The following is a 26,374-nucleotide window of genomic DNA, read 5'->3' on the forward strand; positions in this document are numbered from 1 at the left end:
CTGGTGCTATTCGGGAACCACCAGCGCGGGGGTGTCCTTGCGGATGGTGTCGCCGCGGAAGTAGCCGGGCCGCAGCCGCGCCATCACCAGCATGAAAACGATCCCGAGCGCCAGGATCCCCACGCCGAGCACGAACACCAGCCCCACACCGAAGATCTCCGAGCCGCTGCCGAACTCCGGCGCCCAGCTGTCGATGGCGGTCTGCAGGAAGACCACAGCCAGCCCGATACCGCCCAGCAGCGGGCACAGCAGCCGCATCACGAAGTTGCGGGCACTGCTGAAGACGCTCCCGCGGAAGTACCAGGCGCACGCAAACGCCGTCAGCCCGTAGTAGAAGCAGATCATCAGGCCCAGGGCCAGGATTGTGTCGTTCAGGACGTTCTCGCTCACCACATGCATCACGGCGTAGAACCCGGCGGACAGCACGCCGGCCGCGACGGTGGCGAAGCCCGGCGTCGAAAATTTCTTGCTCATGTGGCTGAACTGCCGTGGCAGGGCGCCGTAGTGCGCCATGGCGAGCAGGCTGCGCGACGGTGACGTGAACGTCGACTGCAGCGACGCCGCCGAACTGGACAGGACCGCCAGGGACATCAGGATGGCAAACGGGCCCATGACGGGTGAGGCCAGCGCGGTAAAGACGTTCGCGTGGTTTTCCGCGTTGTTAAGGCCGATCCCGGTGTCTCCGACGCCGGCGAACATCATGGTGGCGATGGTCACCAGCAGGTAGATGCCCAGGACGACGACGGCGGTCAGGGTGCCGGCGAGGCCGGCGGTCTTCTTGCCGTTGGCCGTTTCCTCGTTGACGGTCAGGCACACGTCCCAGCCCCAGTACACGAAGATGGACAGCGAGATTCCCGCGGCGACCTGGCCGAACGTCTCGATCTTCGTCACGTCGAACCAGTCCCAGCTGAACGGGATGGCGGTGCCGGACGTGGACCAGTTGGCGAACGCCATGGCCACGAAGAGGCCCAGAACCACCAGCTGGAATCCAACCAGCCCGTACTGGACCACCTTGGTGGTGTGCAGGCCGCGGTAGCTGACCCACACGGCCAGCGCCACGAAGACGAAGCACGTCAGCACGTTCAGCGGCTTGTTGGCGGCCAGGTCCGCCAGTTCCGGCGACCCGGTCAGCTGCGCCAGGAAGAGGTAGAAGAAGTCCACCGCCACCCCGGCCAGGTTGGACAGCACGATGATGTTCGCGGCCAGCAGGCCCCAGCCGCCCATCCAGCCAACCCACGGTCCGAACGCCTTGGTCACCCAGGTAAACGTGGTGCCGCTGTCCGGGGAGTCCGCATTCAGCTCACGGTAGGCCAGCGACACCAGGATCATGGGGATGAAGCCGATGAGGAAGATCACCGGCAGCTGCAGCCCCGCCTCATTCACGGTGGGACCCAGCGCGCTGGTCAGCGTGTAGGCCGGCGCGATGGTCGAAATACCCAGGACGACGACGGCCAGGAGGCCCAGCTGCCCGCCCTTCAGGCCCTTCCCGGTAATGCCGTGCGTTGCTTCGCCAGCCGGGGAAGTGCTCTTCCCTCCGGGCTGGACGCTCGTGGTTTGGCTCATGACTGGCCCTTTCTAGATTGCAGCGGGCTGCTGCTGGGTAATGCAGTGGATGCCCCCGCCGCGGGCGAAGAGTTCGCGGGCATCGATGCCCACCACCTTGCGCCCGGGATACGCATCGGCAAGGATGCGGAGTGCCTTCTCGTCGCTGGGGTCGGAGAACGTGCAGGCGATGACCCCGCCGTTGACAACCACATGGTTGATGTAGCTGTAGTCCACGAAGCCCTCCGGGTCCGTCAGGGCCACGGGTGCCGGGACTTCGATGATGTTCCATTCCCTGCCGGCAGCGTCCGTGGTGGAGGACAGGAAACTGATGATGTCGCGGCTCACCTCATAGTCCGGGTGGGCAGGGTTCTGCTGGGAATGGACCAGCAGGGTGCCGGGGGACGGGATGGCGGCAACAATGTCGACGTGCCCGCGCGTTCCGAACCGCTGTGCGTCACGGGTGAGGCCGCGGGGCAGCCAGACCACCTTCGTGGCGCCGATGGTCCTGGCCAGTTCGGCCTCGACGTCGGCTTTGCTGAGTCCGGGATTGCGGCCCGGATCCAGCTGAACCGTTTCGGTGACCAGCACTGTGCCCTCGCCGTCCACCTGGATTCCGCCGCCCTCGTTGATCAGCTCGGACACGAGGTGCCGGGCGCCGGACCTGCCGGCCACCTCGGCGGCGACCAGGGAGTCCTTGTCCCAGCTGGCCCAGTCCTGGGCACCCCAGCCGTTGAAGACCCAGTCGACGGCGCCCAGGGCGCCGTTACCGTCCAGGACAAACGTCGGGCCGATGTCGCGCATCCAGGCGTCGTTGAGTTCCGCCGCCAGCACCTCGACGGCGGGTGACAGGTAGCGGGCGGCGGTTCCGACGTCGGACGGGTCCACCACCATGGTGACCGGTTCAAACTCGACGGCGGCGTTCGCGACGGCGGCCCAGACGGAGCGGGCGGCGTGCGCCGCTTCTGCCGTGTCGCCGAGGGTGTACCCGCCCGTGGGGAAGGCCATCCAGAGCCGCTCCTGGCGGGCCGTCTCGGCCGGCATGCACCACGTGCTCATGCGTTTACCCCGCTGGTTGAGCCTGTAGAAACCAGCGAATCGTCGCTGCCGAAAGGCTCCTCCGGGCGGACCGGCTCGGTGAGCCGGGCGTAGGTGTCCGGGCGGCGGGTGGTCAGGAACGGGAACAGCGTCAGCCAGTCCTTGCGCTGGTCCAGGTCGAGGTCGGCCACGAGAACAGCCGACTCGTCGCGCGGCGCCTGGACCAGGATGCGGCCGTAGGGGTCCGAAATGAAGGAGGAGCCGTAGAAGTTCAGGCTGCCCTCCTGGCCCCAGCGGTTCGGGACCACCATGAACAGGCCGTTGGCGATGCCGTTGCCCACGATGACCTGCTGCCAGAGCGGCTGGGTGTCAAAGTCCGGGAACAGCGGCTCGGAACCGATCGCCGTCGGGTACACCAGCAGCTCGGCGCCCCCGAGGGAGTACATGCGGGCCAGTTCGGGGAACCATTCGTCCCAGCAGGTGGGCATGCCCAGCCGGGCGCCGCCGAGTTCGGCCGGGACGTGGACCTGGTAGGCGTCCTCCGCGGCGGGACCCTGGCGGAAGAACTTGTCCTCGTAGTATCCGGCGGTCACCGGAATGTGCAGCTTGTGCGTGCGGGCCAGGAGTTCGCCGGCCGGGGATACGAGGATGGAGGTGTTCAGCCCGAGGCCGTCATCCGAGCCGTCCGGGTTGCCTGCGCGCTGATACAGCGAGGCGTGGACGGTGATGCCGTTCCTGCGGGCGGCCTCGGCCGCGAAGCGGAAGGTGGGGCCGGTCAGCAGGTCCTCGGCGCCGTCGGCGGGGCGCGGCCGGTCCTGGCCCTGCCGCGCCAGGTCATTCTCCGGAACCTGGTCCGCGGGGTAGCGGGAGAGGGTGAGCTCTGGCAGGAACACCACGGTGGCGCCCAGCCGTGCAGCCCGGTCAATGCCGTCGTTGAGTTCGGCGCGGACTGCGGCGGCGCTGCTGTGCCAGCGGTGCTGCACGACGCCGATCCTCAGGGCGGGACGGCCGGACGGCGCTGTCCGGGCGAGCGAAGCAGGCGCGTTCAGGCAAGTTATTTCGATCATGATGATGATTACTCCAGTGAGACGACCGTCACTAAATGAATGACGTTCATTTAGTATGCATGCGCGGCGGGGGTGTGGCAAGGGGTATTTGAATGCCGATCATTTATGACCCGCCAAGTAGTAAGTAAGCTGATCGTGAAATTGGGGCGCCCGGGCTCCCCGTGCCGGGGCGGCTGCGGTAGCGTCAAAACCACTGGACCAATCGAGGAGGATTCATGAAGGCTTCACCGACACTGACCAACAACATGCAGGCCGTCCTGACGGACCTGATCGAACTGCACATCCAGGGCAAGCAGGCGCACTGGAACATCGTTGGAACCAACTTCAGGGATCTGCACCTTCAGCTCGACGAGATCGTGGATGCCGCCCGTGCCTTTGCCGACGACGTCGCGGAACGCATGCGCGCCCTGCACGCCCTGCCGGACGGCCGCACCGCCACCGTGGCGAAGTCGACCCACCTTCCGCAGTTCCCCGACGGGCTCATCAACACCAAGGATGCGATCGACCGCATTGTGGCGGCACTCGAGGCGGCCGTAGGCACCATGCGCAAGGTCCATGACGAGGTGGATGAGGAAGACCCCACCACCGCGGACCTGCTGCACACCTTCATCGAAAAGCTCGAACAGTACGCGTGGATGGTCGGTGCCGAGAACATGAAGGCGTCGGCCAGCGTCACGCATCCCGACAGCAAGTAGCCGGCCAGCGGGACACGCTCGCGCCGACGGTAACGGGCAGCCCCGGGGAGATTCTCCGGGGCTGCCCGTTTCTGTGCCGGCTACTTCGCGCGCGGGATGCGGCGAAGTGCGACGGCGGCCAGTACCGACGCTGCTGCCATCAGTGACAGTGCAATCGCCGCGGTGATGTGGACGCCCGAATCGAACGCGGCCCGGGCGGCCCCAGTGAGCGCCTCGGCCAGCGGGGCCGGAAGTGAGCCGGCGAGCTCCATGGCGCCGGCCAGCGTTTCCCGGGCCTGGTCCGCCGACGCTGCCGGGACCGTCTGGCCAACACCGTCGGGCAGGGCGAGGTGCTGCTGGTACGACGCCGTCAGAATGGATCCCAGGATGGCTGTTCCGAGGAGTGAGCCCACTTCATACCCCGTCTCCGAAATCGCCGCAGCCGCTCCCGATTTCTCCGCCGGCACGGCTCCCAGGATCACGTCGTTCGAAATGGTCTCCGCCGACCCCACACCCAGCGCCAAAACGAGGAGCGCTGCCAGCAGCGCCGTGGGCCCGGCGTCGTGATTCCCGAACGCAACCACGCCGTAGCCGGCGGCACTCAGCGCCAGCCCCGCGGCCACCACAAATCCCGGCCGCACCTTCCGGACCAGCGGAACCACGAGGAGGCCCGCCACCACGGTGGCCGTCAGGGCCGGCAGCATGGCGGTGCCCGACTCCGACGGCGACATGCCTTCGAGCAGCTGCAGATGCTGGGCCAGGAACAGGATGAAGCCGTTGTAGGAGAACAGCGCCAGGACGTTGGCCGTGATCGCCGTGCTGAACACGCGGTTCCTGAACAGCGACATATCCAGCAGTGGGGACGCGTTCAGCAGCGGGGACGCGAGGGCCTGCTGGCGGCGGACAAACACGAGGCCCATGGCCAGGCCAAACGCCAGAACTCCGAATGACGTCACGCCGGGTCCGTGGGTGGCCAGTTCCTTGATGCCGTAGACCACCGGCGCCATGGCCAGCATCGACAGCGCCACGCTGGCCAGGTCCACGCGGCCGGGGTTCGGATCCCTGGATTCCGGAATGAGGAAGCGGCCCAGGATCAGGGGCGGCAGCATGATGGGGACGGCCACGAGCAGGACAGCGCCCCACCAGAAATGCTCCACCAGCCAGCCGCCAAAGATCGGCCCCAGTGCTGCGCCGCCGGAGAAGCCCGCCGCCCAGATGGCCACGGCCAGCCGCCGCCTGCCCTGCTCCCGGAAGATGTTGCGGATCAGCGACAGCGTGGACGGCATGAGCATGGCGCCGAAGAATCCGAGGGCGGCGCGGCCGGCGATGAGCCATTCTGCGCTCGGCGCGAATGCCGACGCCGCGGAGACTGCCGCGAAGCCCGAAATGCCGACCAGCAGCAACCGGCGGCGGCCGATCCTGTCGCCGAGGCTGCCCATCGCCACCAGGAGCCCGGCGAGGACCAGGGCATAGGCATCCACCACCCACAAAAGCTGCACGCCCGAAGGGTCGAGGCTGCGGGCGATCGCGGGAAGGGCGAACGTCAGCGCAGTGTTGTCCACGGCGACCAGGAGGACCGGGAACATGAGCAGGGCCAGGGCGAACCAGTCGCGCACGCCGCCGCCGGCCTGGGTTGCGGGAGTGCGCTCCGGGGAAAGGGCTGGGTGGATGGTCATGAAATAACTATACCGTCCAGACGGTATAGTTATAAACCCCGGGTGGGACCGGGCATGATGGAAGCCATGCCCAGAAAACCGGTCGCCCGCGGCGCAGTGCTCGATGCGTTTGAATCCCTGCTGATTGAGGTGGGGGAGCGCGCTGCCACCCTCGATGCCGTGGCTGCCCGTGCCGGCGTGTCCAAGGGCGGGCTGCTGTACCACTTCCCGAACAAGGAAGCGTTGATCGGCGTCCTGCTGGACCGGCTCGATGAGTTCGCGGAAGCGGACGCGCAGGCCATGGCCGCGGCTCCCGAGGGTGCAGCCGCATACTTCATCAAGTCGTCGGTCTGGGCGGACACCCCGCTGGACCGCGCCATCGTTGCCGCGACCCGGCTTGCCGAGGTGGCGCACGAGGAGACCCGGCGCCGGTTCGCCCACATCCAGCAGCGGTGGCTCGGCGAGATCGCCCGCGACGTGGGGCCGGGCCTGGCCAAAGCGGTGCTGTACATGGGTGACGGGCTCTACTTCAACGCCATGCTGTCCGTCGGCCCGGCGGCGACGCCGTCCGAGGCCGCGGCAGACGTCGAAAGCCTCCTCGCCGCGCTTGACCGGCTGAGGGCGTAGGCCGGCGCCGTCGAAATCGCCGGAAACCTGCGTAGTCGCCGGAAACTCCGGCGAACTGGCAGCTTTCCGGCGATTTCGCACGTGCGTCTCCGGGGGTGTGCCAGCCCACGCCGCCACAGTTTGCGGACGCGATCCCGGCGTAGGACAATAGCCTCTGTGACAGCTGTCACCGCACAATTGAATAAGCCTTTGATCTGCGGCGGGAGAGTCCTGCAAGTAGGTACAAGCAGGCGCCGTAGGAGCAAAACCTCCCCAGGAATCTCTCAGGCCCATGTACCGCCGCGGCAAGGCAACTCTGGAAAGCAGCAGGCTGCCCGCTTGAAATTTTCCGCCTCCGCGCGGACGGTTCAGGGCGTGCTGTGCTCACCGACGGTGCAAGCGGTGCTGTGCGAAGGCGCAGCAAACGCGGAAACTCTCAGGTCCAATACAGAGCGGGGAGGAACCCGAATCAATGTGGCGTACCCTGCGTCGCCTTAGTTATGGAGTTCCTTTTGACCGTTAATTCAGCCTCCTCGTCCTTCGTCGACCGGCATATCGGCGCACGCCGCCAGGCCGACGTCGAAGCCATGCTCAAGGCCGTCGGCTACGACTCTGTCGACGCGCTGGTTGATACGGCAGTGCCCAATGACATCCGGCAGGACTCACCGCTGGAGCTCGCCCCGGCCCTGAGCGAGGTTGAAGCACTCGCAGAACTCCGGAAGCTGGCTGCCAAGAACAAGACCGCCGTCCAGATGATCGGCCAGGGCTACTACGACACCGTGACGCCCCCGGTGATCCGCCGAAACATCCTCGAAGCACCGGCCTGGTACACGGCCTACACCCCTTACCAGCCGGAAATCTCGCAGGGCCGTCTCGAGGCGCTGCTGAACTTCCAGACCATGGTCCAGGACCTCGTGGGCCTGCCCATCGCCAATGCCTCGCTGCTGGATGAAGCAACCGCCGTGGCCGAGGCCGTGCTGCTGATGCGCCGGGCCAACAAGAACAAGGCCGCGCATGACGGCAAGACGGTCCTGGATGCGGACTGCCTGCCGCAGACCATTGCCATCGTCAAGGGCCGCGCCGAGGCCCTCGGTTTCGAGGTGGAGGTGGCGGACCTGTCCCAGGGACTGCCCGACGGCGACATCAACGGCGTCGTCCTCCAGCAGCCCGGTGTCTCCGGCCGGGTCTTCGACCACAGTGAGGTCATCGCCGCCGCCAAGGAACGCGGCGCCCTGGTGACGGTGGCCGCCGACCTGCTGGCCCTCACCCTCATCACGCCGCCGGGCGAGCAGGGCGCGGATATCGCCGTCGGCTCCGCCCAGCGCTTCGGCGTGCCGCTGTTCTTCGGCGGCCCGCACGCTGCCTACATGGCCGTGCAGAAGGGTCTTGAACGCTCCCTGCCGGGCCGTCTCGTAGGCGTCTCCAAGGACTCCGCCGGTGTTCCCGCCTACCGCCTTGCGCTGCAGACCCGCGAGCAGCACATCCGCCGCGAGAAGGCCACGTCCAACATCTGCACCGCACAGGCGCTGCTGGCCATCGTGTCGTCCTTCTACGCCGTCTACCACGGACCGGAGGGCCTGAAAGCGATCGCCGAGACCGCCCACGGCCACGCCAGGACCCTGGCCGCCTCGCTCAAGGCCGCCGGCCTGGACGTCCTGCACACCAGCTTCTTCGACACCGTGACGGTTTCCGTCCCGGGCAAGGCCGCCGGCATCATCGCCGCCGCCGAGCAGAAGGGCATCAACCTCCGCAGCATCGACGCGGACAACGTCGGCATCTCCGCCGATGAAACCACGACGCCGGCCATCGTGGCCGACCTTCTCGCAGCCTTCGGTGCCGAGGCAGTGGAGGCGACCGACGGGTTCGCCCTGGACGCCGCCGTCGAGCGTTCCTCCGCATACCTGCAGCACCCGGTGTTCAACACGCACCGCTCGGAAACCCAGCTGCTGCGCTACATCCGCAGGCTCTCCGACCGCGACCTGGCGCTGGACAGGACCATGATCCCGCTGGGCTCGTGCACCATGAAGCTGAATGCTACGGCCGAGATGGAAGCCATTTCCTGGCCGGAGTTCGCCTCGATCCACCCGTTCGCCCCGGATTCCCAGACCGAGGGCTGGCGTGAACTCATCGCCGACCTTGAGGCGCAGCTGACCGAGATCACCGGCTACGACCAGGTGTCCATCCAGCCCAACGCCGGCTCGCAGGGCGAGCTCGCGGGGCTGCTGGCCATCCGCGGCTACCACCGGTCCCGCGGCGATGAGCAGCGCAACATCTGCCTGATCCCGGCCTCGGCGCACGGCACCAACGCGGCTTCGGCCGTGCTGGCCGGCATGAAGGTGGTCGTCGTGGCCACCGCCGCCGACGGCACGATCGACCACACCGACCTGTACGCGAAGATTGAGGCGCACAAGGACGTCCTTTCGGCGATCATGATCACCTACCCGTCCACGCACGGTGTCTACGACGCCGACGTCCGCGAGGTCTGCGACGCCGTGCACGCGGCCGGCGGCCAGGTCTACATCGATGGTGCCAACCTGAACGCCCTGGTCGGCCTGGCGCAGCCGGGCAAGTTCGGCGGCGACGTCTCGCACCTGAACCTGCACAAGACGTTCTGCATCCCGCACGGCGGCGGCGGACCCGGCGTCGGCCCGGTCGCGGCCAAGGCGCACCTGGCACCGTTCATGCCGGGCGACGCGGCAACCTGGACCGAAGGCAAGGACGTTCCGATCTCCGCCTCGCGCTTCGGTTCCGCTGGCGTGCTGCCCATCTCCTGGGCGTACGTGAAGCTCATGGGCGGCAGCGGACTGACCGAGGCCACCAAGTCCGCGCTGCTCGCCGCGAACTACGTGGCGGCCAGCCTCAACGACTTCTTCCCCGTGCTCTACACAGGCGAAGGCGGCCTCGTGGCGCACGAGTGCATCCTGGACCTGCGCGAACTCACGGCCAAAACTGGCGTGACCGCCGAGGACGTGGCCAAGCGCCTGATCGACTACGGTTTCCACGCCCCCACGCTGGCGTTCCCGGTGGCCGGCACCCTGATGGTGGAGCCCACCGAGTCCGAGGACCTGGGCGAGATCGACCGCTTTATCAAGGCGATGATCAGCATCCGCGGCGAGATCGACCAGGTGGCAAACGGCGACTTCACGGTGGAGGGCAGCCCGCTGCGCAACGCCCCGCACACCGCAGCGGCCGCGATCAGCTCCGATTGGGACCGCGCCTACCCGCGCGAGCAGGCCGTCTTCCCCGGGCACACCCACAAGCAGGACAAGTACTTCCCGCCGGTGGGTCGCATCGACGGCGCAGCCGGTGACCGCAACCTGGTCTGCTCCTGCCCTCCGATCGAAGCGTTCGAGAACTAGATCCATCCGGCCGTTGAGCCTGGGCAAACCCGGGTCTCCACAGGCTCAGCCACCCCCCCACCCAAAGGATTCCTCAATGACTGAGAACTACACTGCCCTCTACGAGGAGCACAAAAAGCTGGGCGCCTCGTTCACCGACTTCGGCGGCTGGCAGATGCCCCTGAAATACGGCTCCGAACTGGCCGAGCACCACGCCGTCCGCAACTCGGCCGGCATCTTCGATCTCTCCCACATGGGCGAAGTCTGGGTCGCCGGCCCGGACGCCGCCGCGTTCCTGGACTACGCACTGGCCGGAAAGATCTCCGCCATGGCCGTCGGCAAGGCCAAGTACTCCCTGATCTGCAACGAGGACGGCGGCATCATCGACGACCTCATCGTCTACCGCCGTGGCGACGAGAAGTTCCTGGTGGTCCCGAACGCCGGCAACGCCAAGGTAGTGGCCGACGCGCTGGTGCAGCGGGCAGCGAACTTTGACGTCGCCGTCGAGGACGCCTCCGCGGAGACGTCGCTGATCGCCGTGCAGGGTCCCAAGGCCGAGGAAATCCTTCTGCGCCTGGTCCCGGCAGCCCAGCACGGGCTGGTGACCGGACTGAAGTACTACGCCGCCGTCGAGGTTTCCTTCCTGGTCAGCGGCGCCAGCCGGGACCTGCTGCTGGCCCGCACCGGGTACACCGGCGAGGACGGTTTCGAAATATTCGTGGAGAACGACGGCGCCGCCGCCCTTTGGCAGTCCATCGTCGCCATCGCGGACGAGGGGGAGCTGACGCCGTCCGGCCTCGCCTCCCGCGATTCGCTCCGCCTTGAGGCCGGCATGCCGCTGTACGGCAACGAGCTCTCCCTCGAGGGCGACCCGTTCGCCGCCGGCCTGGGCCCCGTCGTCGCGCTGTCCAAGGAAGGCGACTTCGTGGGCAAGGCGGCGCTGGCTGCCAAGAAGGAAGCCGGCGCCGGCTCCTCCACGGGCCGCAAGCTGGTTGGCCTCAAAGGACTGGGCCGCCGTGCCGGCCGAGGTCACTACCCGGTACTCAAGGACGGCAACGTCGTCGGCGAAGTCACCTCCGGCCAGCCCAGCCCCACCCTCGGCTACCCGGTTGCCATGGCCTACGTCGACGTCGCCTACGCCGAACCCGGCACGGCACTGGACATCGACCTGCGGGGCAAGGCGGAGCCCTTCGAAGTCGTCGCACTGCCTTTCTACAAGCGCTCCAAGTAGTCCAACCTCCCGGGAGCTGACCGTGGTTGCGTCTGCCCGTCGGGCCCGACATCCTCTGCATGCTCGGTCGCGTAGACGCCCGCTGCGCGGACGTGACGCTCCCGAAGGGGCCCACGCCGTCCGGGTTCCCTGGCCGAGCTTGCGAGGTTAGGGGGACGGCGGGGAGCATGCTGCCGGATATCGGGCCCGAAGGGGCCTGCAGCTCACCTCGAGTGCCACTCACCTCCCGTTCCAAGCGTGATTGCCGGCGCCTTCGTAAGCCAAGGGTGCTCGGGAGGGGGCGCCGTCGGTTGAGTCCTCTCGAAACCAGACCGCTGAGTTATGCCCTCGCCAAGCTCGATCATTGGGGGTTGAGCTTGTCGGCACATACTCGAGAACGGCCAATCGCCGTCGTAATTTTTCAGCTGCCGGCGTTCTACATAACTGAACACTGGCGCGTCCCCTCGCGTAACCCAGCCACAACTGATTTAGCAACGACGTTTCAACAGTTAGGAAAAAACACATGGCAAAAGTTGCCGCTGAACTGCAGTATTCCGACGAGCACGAGTGGGTCTCCCGCGAGGATGGGAATGTGGTGTCCATTGGCATTTCCGCCGTGGCCACTGATGCCCTCGGCGACATTGTCTACGTGGACCTGCCCGAGGTCGGCTCGGCCGTGACCGCGGGGGAGACCTGCGGCGAGGTGGAGTCCACCAAGTCGGTCTCGGACCTGTATGCCCCGGTCACGGGTGAGGTTACGGAGATCAACCCGGTCGTCGTCGAGGATCCCGCGCTGATCAACAGCGACCCGTACGGTGCAGGCTGGCTGTTCAAGGTGGCCGCCGAGTCCGAGGGCCCGCTGCTGTCGGCCGAAGAGTACGCAGCCAAGAACGGCGGCGAGCTGTGAGCGCCGCCCGTGCCGCAGGCGCAGAGACAGTAGCTTTCGAGCAGGTTGTGTCGCCGAGCCTGAACGCGGACCTCGCGGAGCTGGACCCGGAGATCGCGGCGAAGATCGACGACGAACTCACCCGCCAGCGCACCGGCCTGGAAATGATCGCCTCGGAGAACCACACCGCCGCGGCCGTCATGCAGGCCCAGGGCTCGGTCCTGACCAACAAGTACGCCGAAGGCTACCCGGGCAAGCGCTACTACGGCGGCTGCGAGCACGTTGACGTAATCGAACAGCTGGCGATCGACCGGGTCAAGGCCCTGTTCGGCGCCGAGTTCGCGAACGTGCAGCCGCACTCCGGTGCGCAGGCCAACGCCTCGGTGATGCACGCGCTGATCAAGCCGGGCGACACCATCATGGGCCTGAACCTGGCGCACGGCGGGCACCTGACCCACGGCATGCGGATCAACTTCTCCGGCCGCCTCTACAACGTGATCCCGTACCAGGTCCGCGAAGAGGACCACCGGATCGACATGGCCGAGGTGGAGCGCCTGGCCCAGGAGCACAAGCCGCAGCTGATCGTCGCCGGCTGGTCCGCGTACGCCCGGCAGCTGGACTTCGCCGAGTTCCGCCGGATCGCCGACTCCGTGGGCGCGTACCTGATGGTGGACATGGCGCACTTCGCCGGGCTCGTCGCCGCCGGGCTGCACCCCTCCCCGGTGCCGCACGCGCACGTCACCACGTCCACCACGCACAAGACCCTGGCCGGTCCGCGCGGCGGCATCATCCTCTCCAACGACGCCGACATCGCCAAGAAGATCAACTCGGCTGTGTTCCCCGGCCAGCAGGGCGGGCCGCTGGAGCACGTCATCGCTGGCAAGGCCGTGGCGTTCAAGATCGCCGCTTCCGCCGAGTTCAAAGAGCGCCAGGAGCGCGTTCTGGCCGGCGCCCGGATCCTGGCCGACCGCCTGGTCCAGCCGGACGTCACGGCCAAGGGCATCTCCGTGGTGTCCGGCGGCACCGACGTGCACCTCGTGCTGGTGGACCTTCGCAACTGCGAGCTCGACGGGCAGCAGGCCGAGGACCGCCTCGCCGCGATCGACATCACTGTGAACCGCAACGCGGTGCCGTTCGACCCGCGTCCGCCGATGGTCACCTCCGGGCTGCGCATCGGCACCCCGGCCCTGGCCACCCGCGGCTTCGGCGAAGCAGCCTTCGCCGAGGTTGCGGACATCATCGCCGAGGCACTGACCGCTGACGCCGGCGCGGACCTGTCCGGACTGCGAAACCGCGTGGAGGCACTGGCCGCCGCGCACCCGCTCTACCCGTCAGTCGCCCCGCTGGGTTAATCCCTCCGGGCGACCGGCACCCCTCACGGGTGGAGTTTTTGTCCAGATACCGGGACTTCGAAGCCCGTTAGGAGCCATTATCTGGACAAAAACTCCGCCCTCGCCGGACCACATGTCTAGTTAGGATTGATTATGGCCGTTGGAGTCTTTGATCTCTTTTCCATTGGGATCGGCCCCTCGAGTTCCCACACAGTGGGGCCGATGCGTGCCGCTGCCGTTTTCGCGGAGGAGCTGAAGTCCTCCGGGAAGCTCGGAGGCGTGGCGTCGCTGCGGGTTGACCTGTACGGCTCGCTCGCGGCTACCGGGCACGGGCATGGCACCATGACGGCGGTCCTGCTGGGCCTGGAGGGGTATCACCCGGAGCTGATCCTGCCCGATGAGGTCGAAGAGCGGCTGGCCTCGATCGCGGAGACCGGCACCTTGCAGCTGGCAGGATCGGTTCCCCTGCCTTACGGCGTGGAGGACATGGTGCTGCGGCCGCTGACCGTGCTGCCGCGGCACACCAACGGCATGACGTTCACGGTGTCCGACGCCGGGGCGAACGTGCTTCACCAGGCAACGTTCTTCTCCGTAGGTGGCGGGTTCATTGTCCGCGAGGGCGAGGAGGACGCGGCGCAGCTGGAGCTTGAGGAGTCGAAGAAGGAGCTGCCGCTGCCGTTCCGCACGGCGGCGGAACTGCTGGAGCACTGCCGCGCGCAGGGCTTGTCCATCGCCGACATCATGCTGGTCAATGAGCGCGCCTCCCGGTCCGAGGAGGAGATCCGGGCGGGCCTGCTGCACATCTATTCGGTGATGGAAGGTTGCGTGGAGGTCAGCCTGAAGCGCGAGGGGCTGCTGCCCGGCGGACTGAAGGTCCGCCGTCGTGCTCCCGACTGGCACGAACGCCTCCTGAAGGAAGGCCGTGACCACGGAGGGAACCACCGGGACCCGAAGTACTGGCAGGAGTGGGTGAACCTGATCGCCCTGGCCGTGAATGAGGAGAACGCCTCCGGCGGCAGGGTGGTCACCGCCCCCACGAACGGCGCGGCGGGCATCATCCCGGCGGTCCTCTACTACGCTCTGCACTTTGCCCCTGGCATGGACCAGGCCTCGCAGGAAGACCGCGACGACGTCGTGGTCAAGTTCCTGCTCGCCGCGGGTGCCGTCGGGGTGCTCTATAAGGAGCAGGCGTCGATTTCGGGCGCGGAGGTGGGCTGCCAGGGCGAGGTGGGGTCGGCGTCGTCGATGGCCGCGGCCGGACTTGCCGAGGTCATGGGCGGCACGCCGGCGCAGGTGGAGAACGCCGCCGAAATCGCGATGGAGCACAACCTCGGCCTGACCTGCGATCCGATCGGCGGGCTGGTGCAGGTGCCCTGCATCGAACGCAACGCGATCGCCGCGGCCAAGGCCATCAACGCGGCGAAGATGGCGCTGTGGGGCGACGGCTCGCACCGGGTCTCGCTGGACGAGGTCATCGTGACCATGCGCGAGACCGGCAAGGACATGAGCTCCAAATACAAGGAAACGGCCATGGGGGGACTGGCGGTCAACGTCGTCGAGTGCTGACCCGGTCGCTGACCCACCAGACGGGACTTAGTTGTTGGCAGCCGCCCAGAGGTTCAGGCTCGACGCGAAGATGACCCATGACAGGTAGGGCAGCATCAGCAGGCCAGCCGTGCGGCGGATCGGCCCGAACAGCAGCACAGTGGCGGCCACAGCCAGCGCCAGCGCAATGATGATGCCCAGTGCCAGCCAGAGCGCGGCCGGACCCCACACCGGATACAGCCCAAAGAAGACGGGCGTCCACGCCAGGTTCAGGGCAAGCTGTACGCCGTAGGCAGTCAGCGCAGTCCTGCGCTCCGGGCTTCTGCTTCGCCACACAAGCCATCCCGCCACGGCCATGGCCGTGTACAGCGCGGTCCAGACCGGCCCGAACACCCAGTTGGGCGGCGACCACGGCGCCTTGTCTGCCGCCGCGTACCAGCCGGTGACGTTGCTGATGGTTGCCTGTGAGCCCAGCCAGGCCACCAGCGCGCTGCCCGCCAGGAAAGCCAGGAGCGCAAGAAGGTCGACGGCGGTGCGCCGCGGCTCAGGCTGCCCGCCGTCACTGCCGCTATTGCCGCCCCCGGCTCCGGCGGCGGCCACAGGGTCCATGCTTTCCATTGCTCTACAGTTGCGAAGGCCGCAGCCGGAGTCAAGGCGGCCCTGCCCGGGGGAGGGCAAATTGTCAGGCAGGGGTGCCACCATGGGAGCCATGGGTGATGGCTACGATCCCGGCTTCCTGCGCGAGGCCCTTGACCTGCCGGGCCCGGACGCGCCCTCGGTCCTGCTTAACTACACGCACTTTTCTGTGCGGCTGATGCCCGCACGCAGGCTTGCAGCAGTGACCGGCGTCAACATTGACGGAAAATCCCTGGTGCCGCTCCAGCGCGCGGGAACCTGGCACTACGATGTCCGGGTGCCGCAGGGGCTTCAGACCGGACCCGAGGTGTACCAGAACAATGACCTGGACCGGGGCCACCTCGTCCGCCGCCTGGACCCCGTGTGGGGTGATGACGTCACCGCGGCGACCGCCAACCAGGACACCTTCTCATACCCGAACGCGGCGCCGCAGGCAGCTGAATTCAACCAGGGCAAGGAACTCTGGGCGGGCCTGGAGGACCACGTCCTCAACCACGCCAGCCAGTACGACGCCAGGATCAGCGTTTTTACCGGACCCGTCCTCGACGCCAACGACCTTCCTTACCGGGGCATCCAGATACCCCGGAAATTCTGGAAGATTGCGGCCTGGACAATGGACGGCCGGCTGGCCGCGGCCGGCTTCCTGCTGGACCAGTCCCCGCAGCTGGGCCCGGAGGAACTGGCGCGGGACGTCAGGAAACGCCTGCTGGCCGACGAGCCGCCGCCGCTCGGACCCTACCGGACCTTCCAGGTCCCCATTCCGCACATCGCTGCCCTGACCGGCATGGCGCTGACCCGCCTGGCCGACGCCGACCGGTTCGCCGCAGGCGTTCCGGAAGGCACACCGGGCGGGGCCGCCCTGGTGCTCACCGACCTTCGGCAGGTGCGGCTCTGACCAGGATCACCTGCCGGTCAGGACCGCGTGCAAGCGTCAAGCGGGCCGGGAGGCCGGACCGATAGACTTGAGGCTGCTTCTCCGGCACCTGCACGAAACGTAAGCGAAGATTGGACACGGCACACTTGCGAGAATTCACTGCCCGCTTTGCCACCTCCGAAGAGGTCGCAAACTGGGACTCCCACGTCACCGCGAATCCGAACGGCGGAAACCTGCTGCAGTCGGAGGCCTTCGCGGAGGTCAAGCAGCACTTCGGCTGGAAGACCCTCCACCTCGTCTACGAAACAGCCGACTACACGAGCTACAACCTGGTACTGGAAAAAAGCTTCCCACTGCTCGGCAAACTCTGGTACCTCATCAAGGGACCGGACGTGGCCGGCGTCGAGGACATCCCGGGCATTGCCGCGGCAAACGCAGAGTTCGTCAAGCGTGCGCGGCTGGGCGTCTTCGCCATCAAGATCGAGCCGGACATCATCCTCAGTGACGCCGCCCGCGGGGTCATCGAGGGGGCGGGGCTGGTCAAGACGCACAACCTGCAGCCCAACGACTCCACGGCTCTGCTGGATATTTCCCCCGAGGAGAACCAGCTGCTGCGCAACCTCCACTCGCGGGGACGCAACGCCGTCCGCCGCGCCATCCGCGAAGGCGTCGAGGTGCACACCGTGGACCCCAGCGAGGAAAACTTCAAGGCCATGTACGCCCTGATGACGGACACGGTCCAGGCGAAGTCGCAGGTCCGCGTCCGCGAATACGACTACTACCGCCAGTTCTGGACGAACTTCATCAAGCGCGGCCAGGGCAGGCTTATGTTCGTGTACGAAAACAATGTCCCCTCCGTGGGCGCCTTCGTGATCAACTATGGCCGCAAGGGCACCTACAAGGACGGCGGATCCCTGCAGAAGCGCAACCAGTACGGCGATTCGCATCTGGTGCAGTGGACCGCGATCAACCAGCTCAAGGAGCTGGGGTGCACGGAATACGACTTCTGCGGAACGCCGCCCAGCGACAAGCTCAAGGACACGTCGAATCCCTTCCACGGACTGGGGCTCTTCAAGACCAGCTTCAGCAAGACGGTCACGGACTTTGTCGGCTGCTATGACCAGGTCATCAGCCCGCTGAAGTACCGGGCGTGGATTGCTGCCGGCGAACGCGTCGCCCGGCAGCTCTATACCCGCCGCACCGGGCAGCAGTTTTACTGAGATATTGAACTGGTAAGGCGACAGAAGGGGGAGCCCTGATGACCAAACAACCCCGCGGCTCCAACCGGCCGCCCACTGACGGGCTGCCCAAGACGGAGCCGCTTACCGCCTCGCAGCTGCACCAGAACGCGGCGGCCAAGCGCATGCTGCGCCGGCTGGTGCAAGGCGAAAATCCGCCGACGGCGCCACTGAGCATCGTGGACAGGCTCGCCGGGAGCCCCTACGCCAATCCCATGATCCAGGTGGGCGGGATCGATGAGTCCGCACGCAAGACGATGGACTTTGCGCTGCACCTTGCCGAGTCCATGTTCCGGTACGGCGCCGGCGCCCTCGAGGTCGAAACGAGCATCATCGCCGTGACAGCGGCGCTAGGGCTTAAAAACATCGAGGTGGACATCACCAACCAGTCCGTGGGCATCAATTACGCAGCCAAGGACCAGACGCCCATCACCCTCCTGCGGGTGGTCCGTTCCTGGACGAACAATTATGCGGGGCTCGCCCAGGTCCACCAACTGGTCACCGATATCGTGGCCGGCGGTGTCGGCCGGGACGAGGCCGTCCGCCGCCTCGACGAGATTGTCCGCCGCCCCAAGCCATTCCCGCGCTGGATGGTGACGGTGGCATTCGCGGTGTTCTCGGCCGTGTTCGTGGCAGTCATCGGCGGCGGACCCGGCGCCTCGGCCGTAGCGTTCGCCTCCAACCTCCTCATCAGCCTGCTGGCCAGGAAGCTGGGCCGCTGGCGGACGCCTGACTTCTTCATTACGGCGGCCTGCTCGTTTGTGGTGACGGTGATCGCGCTGCTGCTGTGGAGGTTCGGCAGTCCCGTGGGGATCCGGCTGGCCCCTGCCATTGTGGTGGTGGGCGGAATCCTGCTGCTGCTTCCCACCGGGCGGCTCGTGTCCTCGGTCCAGGACGCCATCAACGGCTTCCCCGTGACGGCGGCCGGCAGGTTCCTGTCCACCCTGCTGACGTTTGGGGCCGTCGTCGCCGGGATCGCGGTGGCGTTTGTGGTGGGGGACAGGATCGGCATGGAGCCGATCGACGTCACCGAAACCTTCCCGCCCGCGTACCCGCTGTGGGTGCAGGTGATCCTGGTTGCCATCGCCGTCGTGGCGATCGGTGTTACGGAACAAACCGACTGGAAGCTGCTGCTTCCGACGGCGGCCGTCGGTGTGGTGGGGCACCTGGCCCTCATCGGCAGCGAGGCGATAGGCGTTGGCCCGCGGTTCTCGCCGGCGCTCGCCGCCGTGGTGATCGGCCTGCTGGCCCGTGTGGTGGCCCTGAAGATGGGCGCCCCGCAGCTTGTGGTCGCCGTCCCCGCCGGCCTGATTCTCCTGCCCGGTCTCACCATTTTCCGGTCGATGTACGTCCTGACCATCGAAGAATCTGAGATCCTGCTTGGGGCCGGCGGGATGCTCAGCGCCGGGGCGATCGTCTTTGGCGTGGCCGGCGGCATTGTGCTTGGTGACACGCTGGCCCGGCCGCTCACGCGGAGCCTTGCCAGCAATGAGCGGCGGCGGTCCCGCCGCCGCTAGGGCCGCTTGGATCTTTGCGGGTCAGATCTTGCCTATCGGCAGCTTCTTCTCGGCCTGGAACACGTCCTCGACGCGGCCACTGGCCCAGTAGCCTGACAGCGAAACCTGGCTGCGGTCTAGGCCACGCTCGCGGAACAGCACGTCCCGCAGGCCCTTCATGTAGCCGCGCTCGCCGTGCGCAAAAACGTCCACGCGGCCGTCGGGCCAGACGGCGCTGCGCACCGCCTCCACCAGCTGGCTGCTCTCACCGGCTGGAACATCGCCGCGCTGCAGCCAGACCAATTCGAGCCCGGCCGGGGCAGCAATCTCCTGGACGTCCGCGTCCGTACCCACCTCGATGAAGGCCACGCCGCGGGCGTGCGCGGGGAGGGACTCGATGACGGCTGCCAGTGCCGGCAAGGCGGCCTCGTCACCGGCCAGCAGGTACCAGTCCGCGTCCGGATCGGGGTTGTAGCCGCCGCCGGGGCCGGTGAAGATGAGGCTGTCGCCCGGTTTGGCCGCGACGGCCCAGGGCCCGGCCAGGCCCTCGTCTCCGTGGACCACGAAATCGATGGCAAGCTCGCCGGCGGCCGTGTCCACCCAGCGGACCGTGTAGGTGCGGGTGTGCGGCCACTGCTCCCGTGGCATCGTTTCCCGGATCGCCCACAGGTCCAGGGGCTGGGGGTAATCCACCCCGGGCTGCGGGAAGACGATCTTGACGTAACGGTCCACGAAGTCGTTGTTGACGTAGTCAGCGAACCCCGCGCCGCCGGCGACAATGCGCACCATATTCGCGGAAAGCTGCTCCCGCCGAAGGACAGCCAGGGTGACCTGCGGGCGGGATTTTTTGGTGGCGGTGGTGGCGGCCGGAAGGGAAGTCATGCAGGTAAGCCTAGCCTAAGTACCTTGGTGGTACGGCCGGAAGTTTCCAGTCCACCGCACCGGCGCCCTGCTCCGCCAGCAGCGCGTTGGCGCGGCTGAACGGCCGGGAGCCGAAGAACCCGCGCGATGCAGACAGCGGGCTCGGGTGGACGCTGGACACCACCGGGGTGCTGCCCAGCAGGGGACGGACGCTCTCGGCGTCCTTGCCCCACAGCACCGCCACCAGGGGAAGCGGCCCGCCCTCTCCGGTCCGCCGGCCGGCGACGGCGGCAACAGCCGCCGTCGTAATCGTTTCCCAGCCCTTGCCGCGGTGCGATCCGGCAGCGCCCTCGCGCACGCTCAGCACGCGGTTGAGCAGCAGCACCCCTTGCTCCGCCCAGGCGCCCAGGTCGCCGTGGATGCGTGCCGGCAGGCCCAGGTCCGCCTCAAGTTCCTTGTAGATGTTGGCCAGGCTGCGCGGAATGGGACGGGTCCTGGCGTCCACGGAAAAGGCGAGTCCCACGGCGTGGCCGGGAGTCGGATAAGGATCCTGGCCCACGATCAGCACGCGCACCTCCGCCAGCGGCTGGCGGAAGGCGCGCAGAAGATTCGGCGCAGCGGGCAGAACCCGGTGCCCGGCGGCCTCCTCGCCGGCCAGGAAGGACAGCACAGACCTTAGTTCCGGCTCCACGCCGGCCAGCGCCGCGGCCCAATCCGGGGCCACCAGTTCCGCCATCGGCATCCCGGCCATCTCAGCGAAGCCAACGGTGTCCGCCCCGGTGGGCGCCAGGTGGAACAGGGGTTCCGGCTCCACTAGTGTTGCCCGCCGGCGGGAGTGGAGGCCAGCGCGAACTCGACAGCGGCCTCCACATGGATGCCGGTGGAGTCAAAGCCTGGCAGCGGCAGCTGCGCCGGGTCGAGTAGCAGGCAGATCTCTGTGCAGCCGAGAATGATGGCGTCAGCACCGTCCGACTTTGCTCGTTCCATGAGCGCGACCAGGGCCTTGCGCGAGGTGTCAAGTACTTTGCCGGCACACAGCCCGTCAAAAATGATGCTGTGCGTGAGTGCCCGGCCGTCGGGGTCCGGCACCATGACGTCGATGCCGTGTCTCTTCATTCGCTCGGCGTAAAAGCCGTGCTCCATGGTGTAGCGGGTAGCAAGCAGGAGGGGCCTCTTGGCGCCGGCGGCCTGGAGCCGAAAGGCGGTCTCGTCGATGATGTTGATCATTGGCACCCCGACGGATTCCCCGACGGCGTCGGCCACCAGATGCATTGTTACCGCGCAGATCATCACACAGTCGGCGCCGGCCGCCTCCAGTCCCCGGGCGACCCGGGCCAGGGACCGTCCCGCGTCCTCCCAGCGGCCGGCCTTCTGCAGGTCGACGATCTCCTGGAAATTGACGGAATGCAGGAGCACCTCCGCGGAATTCAATCCGCCCAGGCGTTCGCGCACAGCTTCGTTGAGCATCCGGTAGTAGACGGCCGAGCCTTCGAAACTCATGCCGCCGATCAGGCCGATCCTGCGCATCTCCATGTCGGGCATCCTTTCCTCGGTAATGAGCATAATTCAGCGGAAACTGCTGCACGGCGCTCGTCTTCGCCGTCCCCGGGACCTGCGGCAGGCGGCCGGCAACTGGCGGGCCGGCCGCCGCCGGATGCCCGTGCCCCAAATGACAATGCTGTTATTCCTCCGTAACATAGGCGAGGTACTTTGACCGGATTCAGCTAAGGAGAGCGCAGTGGCCGAGCCGTTGCAGGACCATCTCACGGAGCAGGATTCAGGGCAGGGCCCGGCGCCGGAGCGGGGCCTGCGAAGCGGCTCGCTCCTGGACGACTTCAAGCTCAGGGATTCGCCGCTGAGCGAGCGGGAGCAGCAGATTCTCGCCCTGGAGCGGCAGTGGTGGAAGTACGCCGGCGCCAAGGAACAGGCCATCCGGGAGCTCTTTGACCTGTCCGCGACGCACTACTACCAGATCCTCAATGCCCTGATCGACACAGAGCACGCGCTGGCGCACGACCCCATGCTCGTGAAGAGATTGCGTAGACTACGTACGTCACGTCAGCGGGCCCGCACTGCACGCCGCCTGGGATCTGACGCGTAATTGCTAGTGCCGGACTGCCGGCGAAAACCAACAAGGACGCCTGTTTACCATGACTAATTTTGCTCGGGACGAATTCGACAGGGTGCCTGAGGTCTCCTCCCGGCAGGGCGTGCACCGCGCTGTCTCCGCGCCGTCGCGCCCGAAGTTGTGGCCCATCCTTTCCGCGGGAATCGGGGCGCTCGCCGTCGGCCTCGTTGCTTTCCTCCTGCTGCCGCAGCTGGGTTTCCAGCCCACCATCGCGCCGCCTGCCGCGGCGGCTGACACTTCCAGGGCATCGGCCAGCCCCACAGCGACGCCCTCTGCAAAGGCAACGCCCAGCGCCTCGGCGTCGGCTTCCGAATCGGCGTCGCCCTCCGCGCTGGAACCCGCCACATCGGAAACCGTTGCCCCTGCGGCGGTGGACAAGTCGCAGCCGGTAGCCATCTTCAACGGAACGCTGACCTCCGGCCTGGCCGGCCGGGTGGGCGCCACGGTCCAGTCCGACGGCTGGGTGCTCGGTGAGGTGGCCAACTGGCAGGGCGCTCCCCAGCAGCAGTCCGTGATCTTCTACTCGGACGCCGCCCACCGGGCCAACGCCGAGGCACTCAGTGCACTGCTGGACATCCCCACGCTGGTGGAGAGCAAGGACTTCCCCACGCCCGTTGCGGTGGTGCTGGGCCCTGGCTACCAGTAGCCTTTCCGGTTACGCCTGAATAACTATTGCCTCCGCTCCGGTCCGCTGGCCTGCGCCTCTCAGGGCCTGACTGGATAGAGTGAAGGCAGGCTTCGAGGCGTAATTCATGGCACACACCGACGTGGGCCTTACGCAAGCAACCTGAAAGTGTGGGGATCATGGCATTGGGCACCGTGAAGTGGTTCAACGCGGAAAAGGGCTACGGCTTCATCACCGTTGACGGTTCGGGCGATGACGTCTTTGTGCACTGGTCGGCCATCCAGACCGACGGGTTCCGGGCGCTCGACGAGGGCCAGCGCGTGGAGCTGGAAGTGGGCGAAGGCGAAAAGGGTCCGCAGGCAGAAAAGGTCCGGCCCGTCTAGTGGCACTCCGCACAGGTCTCCGGTGTACTGCTGTCTGGGGCACCGCCGTCGTGATGACGCTGGGTGCCTGCTCGGGATCGGGAGACAACGCCCGGACAGCTCCGGTTGAAGCCAGCGGCGACGGAACGCTGCGGATCGGTCTGATCCTGGACAACACCGGACCCCAGGCCTTCCTGAACGCCGCCCAGCTGGCCGCCGCTAAGCTCGCTGTCCAGGAGATCAACGCGGCGGGAGGGCACAAAGGCAGGCCAGTCGAGCTGCTCCCCGAGTCCACCGGCGCCGACACTGCCGCGCAGGCCCGGGAACTCGCCGACGCCAAGGCGGACGTGGTGATCGGTCCCACCGATTCCAGCCACGCCCCGGCCGCTATCGACGTGCTGTCCAAGGCCAGGATCACTCTCATCTCTCCCGCAAACACCGCCGCGGAACTCAGCAGCTACAAGAGCGGCGGCTACTACTTCCGCACGGCCGCGGCGGACATTGCGCAGGCTCCCGTCCTGGTGAAGCTCGCCAGGGACGCCGGGGTCAAGAGCCTCGCGGTGCTCTACGAGGACGGCAACTACGGCCAGGACGTGTCTGCCGCCGTTTCCGCTGCCGCCAAAGCCGGCGGGCTGGACCCCGTCACCGTTTCCGGCTTCAAGGCGGGCGAGGCGCAGAAGTCCGCTGGCGGCGTCCGCGACGCAGCGCCGGACGCCGTCGTCGTCATTGCCCGCGACGGTGCGCAGGGAGCCATCGCCGAGCTCACCAATGCAGGAGTGCCGGGCAACAAGCTCATCCTCGCCGACGGTGCCTTCAGGCAGTACGGCTCAGCCCTCGGGTCGAGATCGCTGGAAGGAACGCGCGCCCTGGTGCCCGGCGTCTTTCCTTCAGCGCACTTCCAGGCCGAACTCGTGGCCATCGACGCGAAACTCAAGGACACAACGTTCGCGGCCGAGACCTATGATGCCGTGAACCTCGCGGCCCTGGCCGCCGCTGTGGCGGAGGACGACGCCGGTGCCTCCATTGCCGGTACGCTCAGCGCCGTCTCCGGCGGCACTGCCGGAAGCCGGGCGTCCGCTTCCCGGTCTGGCCAGCCGGCCGTCTGCTCGACGTACAAGGACTGCCTCGCCGCGATCCGGGACGGCAAGGCCATTGACTACGACGGTGAGTCGGGGCCAGTCCGCTTCGATGCGAACGGCGACGTCACCGTCGCGAAGTACATGGTGTTCACCTATGGAGCCGACAATAAAGCCAAGCTCACGGGCAGCGAGGCCGCCGGAAGGTCTGCCGGCTGATCGCTGGCAGCGAATACTCCGCCCGATTGCGGGATAAAACAAGCACATCTGCTTGCACTCTCCCCGGGGGAGTGCTAATTATTGATTAGCACTCCAGCGTGCCGACTGCTAAAGGGTCGTCCGGTTCCGGCCGGCACCACCCCGGCGGCGGCGCAAGGAGCGAAAGAAACACCTGGTTGGGGTGAGATCCGGACTGTCGGGCGTACAGAGGCCCGCGGAAAGGATCGTCCGTCGCGGGCACCGCAGCGAGGTTCCTTCTTAACGACTGTCCCGAAAGGACTACTGCCGTTATGGCCAAGATCATTGCATTTGATGAAGAGGCACGCCGCGGTCTTGAGCGGGGCCTGAACATCCTCGCCGACGCCGTCAAGGTCACCCTCGGCCCGCGTGGCCGCAACGTCGTCCTCGAAAAGAAGTGGGGCGCCCCCACGATCACCAACGATGGTGTCTCCATCGCCAAGGAGATCGAGCTGGACGATCCCTACGAGAAGATCGGCGCCGAGCTGGTCAAGGAAGTTGCCAAGAAGACGGATGACGTCGCTGGCGACGGCACCACCACGGCTACTGTCCTGGCCCAGGCACTGGTCAAGGAAGGCCTGCGCAACGTCGCGGCCGGCGCTGACCCGCTGTCCCTCAAGCGCGGCATCGAGAAGGCCGTTGAAGCCGTCACCACCGAGCTCCTGGCCTCCGCCAAGGAAATCGAAACCAAGGAAGAGATCGCGGCCACGGCTTCCATCTCCGCCGGTGACGACGAAATCGGCGCCCTGATCGCCGAAGCCCTGGACAAGGTGGGCAAGGAAGGCGTCATCACGGTCGAGGAGTCCAACACCTTCGGCCTCGAGCTGGAGCTCACCGAAGGCATGCGCTTCGACAAGGGCTACATCTCCGCTTACTTCGTCACGGACACCGAGCGCCAGGAAACGGTCCTTGAGGACCCGTACATCCTGATCGTCAACTCCAAGATCTCCAACGTCAAGGAACTGGTTGCTGTCCTCGAGAAGGTCATGCAGTCCAACAAGCCGCTGCTGATCATCGCCGAAGACATCGAGGGCGAGGCCCTGGCCACCCTGATCGTCAACAAGATCCGCGGCACCTTCAAGTCCGTCGCCGTCAAGGCTCCGGGCTTCGGTGACCGCCGCAAGGCGCAGCTGGCCGACATCGCCATCCTCACCGGTGGCCAGGTCATCGCCGAGGAAGTCGGCCTCAAGCTTGAGACCGCCGGCCTCGACCTCCTGGGCAAGGCACGCAAGGTTGTCGTGACCAAGGACGAGACCACCATCGTCGAAGGTGCAGGCGACGCCGACCAGATCGCCGGCCGCGTTTCCCAGATCCGCGCCGAGATCGAAAACTCCGACTCGGACTACGACCGCGAGAAGCTGCAGGAACGCCTGGCCAAGCTGGCCGGCGGCGTTGCAGTCATCAAGGCCGGTGCCGCAACGGAGGTTGAGCTCAAGGAGCGCAAGCACCGCATTGAGGACGCTGTCCGCAACGCAAAGGCTGCCGTCGAAGAAGGCATCGTTGCCGGTGGTGGCGTGGCCCTGATCCAGGCCGGCGCCAAGGCATTCGCCAACCTGCAGCTCCAAGGCGACGAAGCAACCGGTGCGAACATCGTCCGCGTTGCCATTGACGCCCCGCTGAAGCAGATCGCCTTCAACGCCGGCCTTGAGCCCGGCGTCGTGGTGGACAAGGTCCGCGGCCTGCCCGCCGGCCACGGCCTGAACGCTGCAACCGGCGAGTACGTCGACCTGCTGGCTGCCGGCGTGAACGACCCCGTCAAGGTAACCCGCTCTGCCCTGCAGAACGCGGCTTCCATTGCCGGCCTGTTCCTCACCACCGAAGCCGTTGTGGCTGACAAGCCGGAGAAGAGCGCTCCGGCCGTCGGCGGCGGCGACGACATGGGCGGCATGGGCGGCTTCTAGCCTCCCGCTGCTCCAAGCTGGCTAATGAGTGCGGCCCCCTCCACGGAG

Annotated in this window: 23 protein-coding genes and 1 riboswitch; of the genes, 15 read left to right on the plus strand and 8 right to left on the minus strand. The window is 66.9% G+C overall.

Annotated features, from left to right (window positions below):
- Positions 1–6 precede the first annotated feature (6 nt).
- From ACFRAU_RS13530 to ACFRAU_RS13540, 3 genes are read right to left on the minus strand one after another with little or no spacing between them, the layout of a single operon-like run.
- The gene (locus ACFRAU_RS13530; RefSeq protein WP_378000274.1) at positions 7–1,563 is read right to left on the minus strand and encodes an APC family permease; all 1,557 of its coding nucleotides are present in this window, start codon (positions 1,561–1,563) and stop codon (positions 7–9) included.
- A gap of 12 nt (positions 1,564–1,575) precedes the next feature.
- Positions 1,576–2,601 (minus strand): agmatine/peptidylarginine deiminase, encoded by a 1,026-nt coding sequence (locus ACFRAU_RS13535; protein ID WP_378000275.1) that lies wholly within the window; start codon positions 2,599–2,601, stop codon positions 1,576–1,578.
- Positions 2,598–3,647 carry a nitrilase-related carbon-nitrogen hydrolase gene (locus ACFRAU_RS13540; RefSeq protein ID WP_378000276.1) on the minus strand — a complete coding sequence of 350 codons (1,050 nt, stop codon included), beginning with the start codon at positions 3,645–3,647 and terminating at the stop codon, positions 2,598–2,600. The genes ACFRAU_RS13535 and ACFRAU_RS13540 overlap by 4 nt, the downstream gene beginning before the upstream one ends.
- A 215-nt stretch (positions 3,648–3,862) precedes the next feature.
- Here ACFRAU_RS13540 and ACFRAU_RS13545 point away from each other — a divergent pair, with 215 nt between their 5' ends.
- Complete coding sequence (locus ACFRAU_RS13545) at positions 3,863–4,342, plus strand: Dps family protein (protein ID WP_377996276.1); 480 nt, start codon at positions 3,863–3,865, stop codon at positions 4,340–4,342.
- Positions 4,343–4,422: 80 nt separating this feature from the next.
- On the opposite strand, the gene ACFRAU_RS13550 is transcribed toward ACFRAU_RS13545, so the two are convergent.
- A complete protein-coding gene (locus tag ACFRAU_RS13550) occupies positions 4,423–5,997 on the minus strand; it encodes an MFS transporter (RefSeq protein ID WP_378000277.1) in 1,575 nt (524 codons plus the stop codon).
- Positions 5,998–6,063: 66 nt separating this feature from the next.
- Here ACFRAU_RS13550 and ACFRAU_RS13555 point away from each other — a divergent pair, with 66 nt between their 5' ends.
- The 6 genes from ACFRAU_RS13555 to ACFRAU_RS13580 all read left to right on the plus strand — a co-directional run bounded on the left by ACFRAU_RS13555 (position 6,064) and on the right by ACFRAU_RS13580 (position 14,913).
- On the plus strand, positions 6,064–6,603 hold the full coding sequence (locus ACFRAU_RS13555; RefSeq protein WP_377996274.1) for a TetR/AcrR family transcriptional regulator: 540 nt from the start codon (positions 6,064–6,066) through the stop codon (positions 6,601–6,603).
- 190 nt (positions 6,604–6,793) lie between these two features.
- Positions 6,794–6,892, plus strand: a riboswitch (glycine riboswitch).
- A 190-nt stretch (positions 6,893–7,082) separates the two neighbouring features.
- Positions 7,083–9,941, plus strand: a complete 2,859-nt coding sequence (gene gcvP, locus ACFRAU_RS13560; RefSeq protein ID WP_378000278.1) for an aminomethyl-transferring glycine dehydrogenase — start codon at positions 7,083–7,085, stop codon at positions 9,939–9,941.
- Positions 9,942–10,017: 76 nt separating this feature from the next.
- A complete protein-coding gene (gene gcvT, locus ACFRAU_RS13565) occupies positions 10,018–11,151 on the plus strand; it encodes a glycine cleavage system aminomethyltransferase GcvT (RefSeq protein ID WP_378000279.1) in 1,134 nt (377 codons plus the stop codon).
- Between the two features lie 502 nt (positions 11,152–11,653).
- Positions 11,654–12,037, plus strand: a complete 384-nt coding sequence (gene gcvH, locus ACFRAU_RS13570) for a glycine cleavage system protein GcvH (RefSeq protein ID WP_377996271.1) — start codon at positions 11,654–11,656, stop codon at positions 12,035–12,037.
- Positions 12,034–13,368, plus strand: a complete 1,335-nt coding sequence (gene glyA / locus ACFRAU_RS13575; protein WP_378000280.1) for a serine hydroxymethyltransferase — start codon at positions 12,034–12,036, stop codon at positions 13,366–13,368. The genes gcvH and glyA overlap by 4 nt, the downstream gene beginning before the upstream one ends.
- A gap of 132 nt (positions 13,369–13,500) precedes the next feature.
- Positions 13,501–14,913, plus strand: a complete 1,413-nt coding sequence (locus ACFRAU_RS13580) for an L-serine ammonia-lyase (protein WP_378000281.1) — start codon at positions 13,501–13,503, stop codon at positions 14,911–14,913.
- A 27-nt stretch (positions 14,914–14,940) separates the two neighbouring features.
- Here ACFRAU_RS13580 and ACFRAU_RS13585 read toward each other — a convergent pair whose 3' ends face one another.
- Positions 14,941–15,510, minus strand: a complete 570-nt coding sequence (locus tag ACFRAU_RS13585; protein WP_378000282.1) for a TspO/MBR family protein — start codon at positions 15,508–15,510, stop codon at positions 14,941–14,943.
- A gap of 61 nt (positions 15,511–15,571) precedes the next feature.
- Here ACFRAU_RS13585 and ACFRAU_RS13590 point away from each other — a divergent pair, with 61 nt between their 5' ends.
- From ACFRAU_RS13590 to ACFRAU_RS13600, 3 genes are all read left to right on the plus strand, one after another.
- Positions 15,572–16,423 (plus strand): DNA/RNA non-specific endonuclease, encoded by an 852-nt coding sequence (locus ACFRAU_RS13590; protein WP_378000283.1) that lies wholly within the window; start codon positions 15,572–15,574, stop codon positions 16,421–16,423.
- A gap of 125 nt (positions 16,424–16,548) precedes the next feature.
- Positions 16,549–17,622, plus strand: coding sequence for a lipid II:glycine glycyltransferase FemX (locus ACFRAU_RS13595; RefSeq protein ID WP_378000284.1), 1,074 nt, complete (start codon positions 16,549–16,551; stop codon positions 17,620–17,622).
- Positions 17,623–17,660: 38 nt separating this feature from the next.
- Positions 17,661–19,157, plus strand: a complete 1,497-nt coding sequence (locus ACFRAU_RS13600; RefSeq protein WP_377996388.1) for a threonine/serine exporter ThrE family protein — start codon at positions 17,661–17,663, stop codon at positions 19,155–19,157.
- 21 nt (positions 19,158–19,178) lie between these two features.
- Here ACFRAU_RS13600 and ACFRAU_RS13605 read toward each other — a convergent pair whose 3' ends face one another.
- The 3 genes from ACFRAU_RS13605 to ACFRAU_RS13615 form a co-directional block, all read right to left on the minus strand.
- Positions 19,179–20,018, minus strand: a complete 840-nt coding sequence (locus tag ACFRAU_RS13605; protein WP_378000285.1) for a siderophore-interacting protein — start codon at positions 20,016–20,018, stop codon at positions 19,179–19,181.
- 10 nt (positions 20,019–20,028) lie between these two features.
- Positions 20,029–20,748, minus strand: a complete 720-nt coding sequence (locus ACFRAU_RS13610) for a uracil-DNA glycosylase (protein WP_377996455.1) — start codon at positions 20,746–20,748, stop codon at positions 20,029–20,031.
- Between the two features lie 62 nt (positions 20,749–20,810).
- Positions 20,811–21,530, minus strand: coding sequence for an aspartate/glutamate racemase family protein (locus ACFRAU_RS13615; RefSeq protein ID WP_378000286.1), 720 nt, complete (start codon positions 21,528–21,530; stop codon positions 20,811–20,813).
- Positions 21,531–21,735: 205 nt separating this feature from the next.
- On the opposite strand from ACFRAU_RS13615, the gene ACFRAU_RS13620 reads away from it, so the two are divergent.
- From ACFRAU_RS13620 to groL, 5 genes are all read left to right on the plus strand, one after another.
- Complete coding sequence (locus tag ACFRAU_RS13620) at positions 21,736–22,098, plus strand: DUF3263 domain-containing protein (RefSeq protein WP_378000287.1); 363 nt, start codon at positions 21,736–21,738, stop codon at positions 22,096–22,098.
- Between the two features lie 49 nt (positions 22,099–22,147).
- Positions 22,148–22,771, plus strand: coding sequence for a LytR C-terminal domain-containing protein (locus ACFRAU_RS13625; RefSeq protein ID WP_378000288.1), 624 nt, complete (start codon positions 22,148–22,150; stop codon positions 22,769–22,771).
- 158 nt (positions 22,772–22,929) lie between these two features.
- Positions 22,930–23,133, plus strand: a complete 204-nt coding sequence (locus tag ACFRAU_RS13630) for a cold-shock protein (protein ID WP_378000289.1) — start codon at positions 22,930–22,932, stop codon at positions 23,131–23,133.
- A complete protein-coding gene (locus ACFRAU_RS13635) occupies positions 23,133–24,407 on the plus strand; it encodes an ABC transporter substrate-binding protein (protein ID WP_378000290.1) in 1,275 nt (424 codons plus the stop codon). The genes ACFRAU_RS13630 and ACFRAU_RS13635 overlap by 1 nt, the downstream gene beginning before the upstream one ends.
- Before the next feature lie 290 nt (positions 24,408–24,697).
- Entirely contained in the window at positions 24,698–26,326 is a 1,629-nt protein-coding gene (gene groL, locus ACFRAU_RS13640; RefSeq protein WP_377996401.1) for a chaperonin GroEL, read from the plus strand.
- The last annotated feature ends 48 nt before the right edge of the window (positions 26,327–26,374 follow it).

It is taken from the genome of Arthrobacter sp. NPDC056691, from assembly GCF_042791415.1.
Classification (GTDB): Bacteria; Actinomycetota; Actinomycetes; order Actinomycetales; family Micrococcaceae; genus Arthrobacter.